The sequence below is a fragment of the Gordonia sp. (in: high G+C Gram-positive bacteria) genome, assembly GCF_020438995.1.
GTDB lineage: Bacteria > Actinomycetota > Actinomycetes > Mycobacteriales > Mycobacteriaceae > Gordonia.
Window position 1 is genome coordinate 1 of record NZ_JAGQTN010000016.1, and the last position, 7,644, is coordinate 7,644.

General features: G+C 63.3%; 4 protein-coding genes. All 4 read right to left on the minus strand.

The genetic code is table 11. The features are described 5' to 3' along the window. On the minus strand, positions 1-235 hold a 235-nt coding region (locus tag KDB67_RS01435; protein WP_291011444.1), incomplete at its 3' end, for a helix-turn-helix transcriptional regulator. A gap of 77 nt (positions 236-312) precedes the next feature. Next, positions 313-1,473, minus strand: a complete 1,161-nt coding sequence (locus tag KDB67_RS01440) for a hypothetical protein (RefSeq protein ID WP_291011447.1) — start codon at positions 1,471-1,473, stop codon at positions 313-315. Next, complete coding sequence (locus KDB67_RS01445) at positions 1,470-6,686, minus strand: ATP-binding protein (RefSeq protein ID WP_291011450.1); 5,217 nt, start codon at positions 6,684-6,686, stop codon at positions 1,470-1,472. Before KDB67_RS01445 ends, KDB67_RS01440 begins: the two co-directional genes overlap by 4 nt. Before the next feature lie 591 nt (positions 6,687-7,277). After that, the coding region (locus tag KDB67_RS01450; protein ID WP_291011453.1) for an RNA methyltransferase at positions 7,278-7,644 on the minus strand (367 nt) is incomplete at its 5' end.

Genomic DNA, 7,644 nt, shown 5'->3' on the forward strand with positions numbered 1-7,644 from the left:
CATCAGTGCGTCGACTCACCACAGCCGGCAACGGGTCACGCACGAACCACGCCAGCGGCACGCCCAACGCTGCGGCCAGTTCGACCAGTTCCACGGCCGATACCTTGCGTTCACCCTTCTCGATACGGCCCAGTGCGGTGCGTTCGATCCCGACACGGTTCGCGAGGTGTTCCTGTGTGAGGTCAAGGTCGACACGTGCCCGGGCAACCCGCTCGCCAAGCGTTTTCCCGTCCATATGTGGGATTTTCCCACATCGACTGCACGGTGTCGATGAGTCTCTCATGCGCGGGCGTTGTATCTCCCCGATGGACACTAAAAGGCAAGGTACGTTCTTGTCGCGTCCAGTTGCACATCGTTGAGAGGAGTCTGGTGCGCCAACGCATTGCGTAGGTCTCGAAAGTGCCTGAGCCGTCGCTTCTGTTCGTGTGAGAGCCGCACCGACGCCTTGTGACTGAGCCAGTACAGCGACCCGATCTCGATGATCTCGCTACTTGGGTCATCGAGTGTCGCCAGGTCGGTGTCAGAGATCATGTCGCGGATCGTCTTCTCGAAGTGGGTGCGTTCTTCATCCACGTGCCCGATGAGCGCACGATTGTGCGCGAGCCACAATCGGCGGTGAACCTCCGCCTCATCAATCGCGTGTGGAGCCCACCGGATGTGGTGGCCCCACCGGTCGATCCGGCCCGTCCGCCAGGCGTCTTGTATCGGCGGGGGCGGCGACGTTGGCAGCGGCTCCCCGGGGTAGTGCACCCATTGGCCAGCCACTGCTGAGTCGATCGATTCGCGGGATTGCCGCCATTGCCCGACCACGCCCGCTGCGCTGTCGGTCCGCCGGTCCCAGTTGTCGACGAGATTGTGCAGGAAAGACAAGTCCCAGCCCGAGAGCTCAACCATGACCGCCACTGCGACGAGGTCGCCCACCGGCCGCGAAACTGTGACAGTGGACAGCTGCAGTTCGGTATCGAGCCGGTCGAATACACCCCACCACCAGTGCACGCTGACCACGGTCGGGTCCAGCCGGTCGATCACCAAGCGGTCGGTGTACTCGAGGGACGTAGCAATCAAGAGGGTAGGGATGCGATCCGGTGCGAGAGTTGAGGCGCGAGGCTGCGGTATCCAACGGTTGATGATGTCGGATACGTCGGGGTGCTCCCACGCTGGAACGATCACGGTCTGACCGTGCCACCCTGTCCAATTGATAATCGTGTCCCAGTCGTCGTAGTCGGTCAGTTCCGCTCCGCGGGCGCCAAAAGACGCCAGGACTCGGACGGGAAACACGTCATCGGCGCACTCGAGGCCACAGCTCGAAGTGATCGTGGCCGACAGTTCGTCGAGGATCTGGTCAGCCGTCCCATCGGTGACGGCATGGTCAGGAAAGACGACAACCACGACAGGATTCGTTGCTGCGGCCTCCTCGACCGCGGCGACGAATCTTGCTGGCCCCGGCATCCTGGCCAGTGCCTCGAGGGTCACGCCGTAGCCAGTCGGGTCAGTGCTCGTGCCACGATCTTGTCGACACGGTAATTGTCAGCAACCTGGTCAACGGCGCCCCGCGCGGTGAACTCCTCGATGAGGTCGTACATGTCGGCGCTGTCAGTATCAAGCACTGCGGCGATCTCCGGCACCGACTCGTACTTGTCGTCGGTGTACTCGTACCAGGTCCGCAGCAGCCCACGGGTGCCCGCTTCGGTGATGCCTACTGACAACAGGAACCGTTCGGCAGTCGCCTTATCGGCGGGGAACTGGTCGAGTCGTGCCAGTTCCTCACTGTGGCTTTGGCCGTCGGTGACGTTGTCGATGGCCGAAGCGACCAACTCCGGCCACCCCCGCGACGCCTCGAGTAGATTGCACTGCATCGACGGAGACGCGAAGGAGTTGTCCTGCCATGACCGCAGCCCGTCGCGGGTCCAGCGGCTGGTGTGCACGATGGTCGTGTCCACGACTGTCTCATGGTCGAAGAACTTGGGGGCGGCCGCCAAGGCAGTCTGCCCGACCACGATGATCAGGTGCCCACGGGACCGTCGGCGCATCGACGCCACCGTGGCAGCCAGGCGCGCCGCGGTGCTGTGGTCGGTCGTGGTGGCGTCGACAATCAGACACCGCGGACGAGCAGTGCCTCCTGGAGCAAACTTGAACTCGACGAGTTCCGATCCGACAGTGTCCGATGCCGCGTCGATGACGGTGAGGCTGATCCCTCGGTTGAGCGCAACGTCATTGAGCGTCGGGATGGCTGTGTGGAGGCCGAGCGCCGCGCTGCCGACGATGACGAAGTTCTTCGCCGGGTGAGTCGCCGCATTGGGGAGCAGTTCGGCCAGCTGCTGCTCGGTGAGCGGACTGCGGACAGACTGCCCCGATGCGAGGGTGACCTCGCGACGAGCGGACTTGGGGTTGAAGTCATTGGGCAACTGGAACTCATTTTCTCGCAGCGCCGTCTCGAGTTCGTTCTTCGAACCGAGCATGTTCACGATATTCGGCGACCGCATCGAGTACTTGCCATTGCCGTCGGCCGAGAGGACGCCGAGGCCTTCCATCTCTTCCAGGTACAGGTCGAACTCGGCGGTATTCAACCCGCGGAACCCGTCCTCCCAGTACAGCTCGCAGTGCTCGCGGATTTCGGCCGCAGTGTAGGTGTCCCGGAAATCCGTTTCCATCCCCATGACGGCCACCACCAACGCGATGACGTGGAAACGGTCTTCGAGCGTGATGGTCAGGCGTAGACGGTCTGCGATGTCGCGACGGATCTTCGGGTTCTGCGTGACGGCATCGATGTCGGCGGCAGTGATCGTCACCAGCGGCTCGTCCGCTCCGAGCGCCCTCGCCTCGAGGTGCTCGATCAGCCCGATGCACACGATCTGGATCAGGCCGGGCTGCAGGTTCGTGTGGGCCAGAAGCCGCCACACCAGGGTTGGTTCTTCGAAGTCGTAGCCCAAGGCCTGCAACGGGCCGACGACGAGGTCGAGGGCAGCACCACCGGTGAGCGGGCCGATCAGGATGTCCTGACCGCCGTGCGCGAGCGGGGTGTTTGCGACGTTCTGCAGCCGCTGGACCTTGTGGAGGCCGGCGAAGATCGGTTTGCACCGACCCCCTGTGGAGTCGAACAGATCCTTGAGCGGGCTGATGTTCGGGAAGCCGATCGCCGACTCCGCCTCGAGGAACTTGTCGGCCTCATCAAGCAGCAGGAGCAGTCGCCGACCGGTCTTGTTCTTGAGCCACTTCCTGATTGCCTTGGTGACCGGCTCAGGCTTGTGTACACGGGTATCGTGGGCGACGATGCCGATCCTGGCGAGCTCGCTGTACAGACCGTTCCAGAACTCAAGCGGCTCGCCCCAGCTACCTAGCCCCTTCAGCGACAGGTCCATGTAGATCGCCTGCTGATCTCCGACTTCGGCGAAGTCCCGTTGGATCTTCCGCAACAGCGCCGACTTGCCGAGCTGGCGGCCGCCGTAGACGAACATCGACCCGGTCATCGCTTCAAGTTGAGCTTGTTCGCTTCGCCGACCGACGAACACCTCGTCCGGGACGTGGCCGGACGCCGACGCGTAGTGGGAGAAGCACGTGTACGGCAGTGTCAACTGCTGCGTCGCGGAGAACGACAGCGGCGAGGTCGTGACGACCGCCGCCGCGACGGCGTGGTCCACGACGATCGCGCTGATCTTCTCTCGGCGACAGACCACCAGGCACTGCCGACGTTCGTCTAGGGACAGCACGCCGTTCACCAGAACGATGTTCGGCCCCATCGGCGGACGGAAGGCCATCAACGTCTGGCGCAGCGTGGCGTGATCATTCACCACTGCCACTTGGTAGTGGGGGGCCTCCGACCCCAGGCCAGGGACGAGGGACTTATCGTGCCGAGACGCGTGAACCTGGTACATCGGGTTACGTCCGGCAACGGTCTGCCGGTCTCCCAACGTCTTGAGATGCAGTCCGATCGTGTTCAGCACAGCATCCATGGTCTTGGTCTGCTTGCTGCGGCTCGCGCTGCGGTCACCGAGTTCCGCCCAGGCTCGCAGCTCTCCGCGGTGATCACCGCTCACTTGCCTATTGTTGGCATTCTCGAACTGATCGATGATGCCGTCGATATCGGCTGGCGCCAGCGTGGCGACGATCTCGCGGAACCGATTGAACCGAGAAGCGTTGCCGTCGATGGAGTTCACGAGCTTCGGCAGCGGTTTGCCAGCATTGGCCTGCGCCAGCAGTTCGTGCGCGCCGACGAAGTCCTCTTCGGCGATCCGGTCACCGATGAACGCGCGGTCCTCCTTCGAGACAGTCTCCAGCACTTCGATCTTTCCACGCAGATCGGACGCCGTCGCCGCACGATGCGCCTTCAACGAGGCCTGCAGCTCAGCCAGCTTCTGCAGCTCGAGGTCGTACCTGTCCTGGTCATACTTCGATGGGCCGACGAGTTTGGCTTCGGCATTAACCTGGTCGCGCTGCGCGTAGTCGTTGACGAAGGTCTGGATGATGTCGCCGCGGGCCTCCGACACACGGCGACGGAGCTTCCCGACCCATTCACCCCGCGCTGATTCGACTGTGGCCAGCAAGTCCGGGTCGGATGCCGCGGCGGCGTCGGCCGCCATCAGATTGCCACTTGCGACGTACGCCTTGACCAGCTGCTCCCCCGACAGCTTGTCGAAGTCGTGTAGGTCTGCGATGACCTGATCGCGGTCGGCGGAGGCCAGCCCCTCGAATACGGGCACGCCCTCGCTGCTCCGAAGTACATGCACGGCCGGCAGCGTGTCGATGAACAGGACCTCATCGACGGTCCGAAGAGCACGCGAATGGACATCCGCGGACAGTATCCACGCCGCGAGCTGACGCAGGGCCGCAGCGCCGGGACCACCGTTGCTGCCCTTCGACAGTGCCATTCGCGCTGCGGCGAGAAGGTCGTTTTGCTTGTCCGATCCGGAGTTTCCTGACTGACCGGTGACCTTCACGGAGGCAGTCAGCGCGCGATCGACAAGTTCAGCAACTTCGCTGATCATCTCGTCCAAGCTGTTGCGTGCGTTCCCGATGATCGCCTCTTTCAGCTGCTGCCGGCTGCTGACTTCTTCATCCGCCGCGGCGATGATCCTGTTCGGGTTCGCCAGTTCGGCGGCGATCGCGGCCAAATCCTTCCGACCCTGATCGCCGCCGGGCGTATCGGCCACGATTGTGAACGCACGGCCAAGGACTTCGCCGGACCTAAGAAGGTAGCGGCGAACGTTGTCGGCACGAGTGAAGTTGATGCGCTTCTTGGTCAATGCGTCGAACCGCTTGAGGGCTTCCGCTTGCACCTTCTCCAGGTTCAGCTCTTCGTTGTTGACGGCCAAGTGCTCCGGGACGAACATCCGGACATCCTGGGCGGCGACTACCAACTGAGACCACGGCATGTCGAGGTTCGCTGCTGAGATGACGTCCGCCATCTCCGAGGTAGGTGCCCACCCAACGGTCAGCGATGCCCGCAGCAGGGCTGCGACAGCGACTCGCGCTGTGTCCGGGTCGGAGAAGTAACGATCGTCCATCTTTGCGAACTCAGTCAGCACTTCCACCGGCTCGAGACGCCCTGGACCGCTGTGGAACGCCGCCGCAGCCAATCGGTACGCGTCGATGTCGGCGGCAGAGCGAACGGCGGCTGCCGCAACAGCCCAGGCCGCGCCATACCGGGAGGCAGCCAGATGAGCTTCGATCTCGCCTGCCACGTCGACATCCGTCACCAGCGGAGGCTGGTCACCGCCCGCGACGCTATCGGACGCGTTGGGTTCGCTGGCGTCAGCGTCCCCGCGAGCGGACACGATCTCCTCAGGCTCGGCGGCGACTGCCGCCTCGTCGGAGGCATCGACCTGTTCGCTTCCAACTTCCGGCACATCAGTGGCCTGCGCCTGTGTGGTCGGCACGACCTCGTCAAGGACGGGCGTGTCAGAAACATCGATGGCCTCCGCGGAGGCAGTCGAGGCATCGACCGCGGCTTCGGTCTCGAATTCTCCCCCCGCTTCCGGTTCCTGCTCGGGGGCGTACCCTTCCCGTTCGACGTCGACGAGACAGTGGTCGGCCGAGACAACGTCCTGGCCCGATTCGCACTCGTTCGCCCCAGCGTCGTCAACAGATTGAACCGGGTCACCGTGCTCGGCCCTCGATTCGAGGGCCGTCAACTGTTCCTTGAGTTCAGCGATCCGCGCAATCGCTTCCTCGTAAGCAGTGGCCATCACCGAGCTCGAGTCCTTGAGCGGCCCCAAACCGATGAGGGATTGCTCGAACTTGTCGAGCTCATCCCGCTTCGCCTGCCGGTCCAGTTCTCGCTGCAACTGTTCTTGGGCCGCGCTCTCGCGGGCGGATTCAGCACGTTCGAACAAAATATCAAGTACTTCGAATCCGTCGTCTGAATCGGGGGTGTCAGCTGTCAGTGCGGCGAACGCATCAACCCTGGCCACGTTCCACTCGTCGACCAAGCTGACCGCTTCGGACAGGTCTACGGCACCACCCGAGTGGGTGCGTTCCTTCGCTGCGCTCAGCACCTCCGACAACTGTTCTCCGTGCGCGCGCATCTGCGCGAACAGGCGCACAGCTTCGTCGAAATTGTCCTGTGAGACCAAGTCCTTGATGGAGTGGCGGCCGCCGGGCGCAGAGGGTACGCCCGAGCGGATCTGGTCGAGCGCCGTCCGGAACTCATCGTCAGTCTTGCTCTCGGCGAGGGCGATCAACGCCTGCACCCCAGGTCCGCACCCGGTGTGGGTGCTGTGCGTCGTCGCATGATGTTTCCGAAAACTGGTCGCGAGCTCTCCTAAAACGCGATTCGATTGGGTTGGGATATTGAGCCATTCCCGCACCGTCTCGACATCGATAGGCTTGCTATTGCGGCGATTTCCGCTTTTTCGCACGACGTCAGCAAGGAACGGCCCGGATACAAGTAGGTCATCGATCTCTGCGTCGGACAGTAGCTGTAGACACCGGCGGGCGCGAGTCACATTCACGGCGTTGAATATGCCATACCACTCTGACAGATCTGGCGGGCACGTCTATGGCGCGTCAGCACATTGCTGCTCGCGCCCCGATCCGCCTCGTCGGGACCTCCCTCGCGGCTGCGGTGAAGGCAGGTGGTATCGCCATAGCATTGCGAGCCACATCGTAGAGGTAGCCGACATCGCGATTCGGCATCCACTTAAGCTACTCGGACAGCAACGGTCTCGAACGTTAGATCTCTGACCTCGTGCACACGGCCACCTCGGCGCTTCAGCTCACCGGATGCGACGACGCTCACCGACTGGATCGGGAGAGCGTGAGCGGAAGCGATGAGCGCGAAGCTATCGGTTCTGGACGCGGGCGCTTTCGTAGAGGCAGATGGCGGCCGCCGCGGCGATGTTGATGCTTTCGGCGCGGCCGCGGATCGGGATGGAAACTCGATGATCGGCGGCGATGAGGACCTCGTCGGACAAGCCGTGTGCCTCATTGCCGAGCAGCCATGCCGTCGGCCGGGCCAGTACCTCGCCCGCGTCGTCGAGGGACAGTTCGCCGTCGGCGGCAGTCGCCAAGGTGGTGATTCCGGCGGCGCGAATCCGGTTCAGGCCGTCGGTGATCGACCGTTCCCGGACGATCGGCAGGTGGAAGACGCTTCCGGCGCTGGACCGGACGCATTTGCCATTGTGCGGGTCGACCGAATCACCGAGCAGC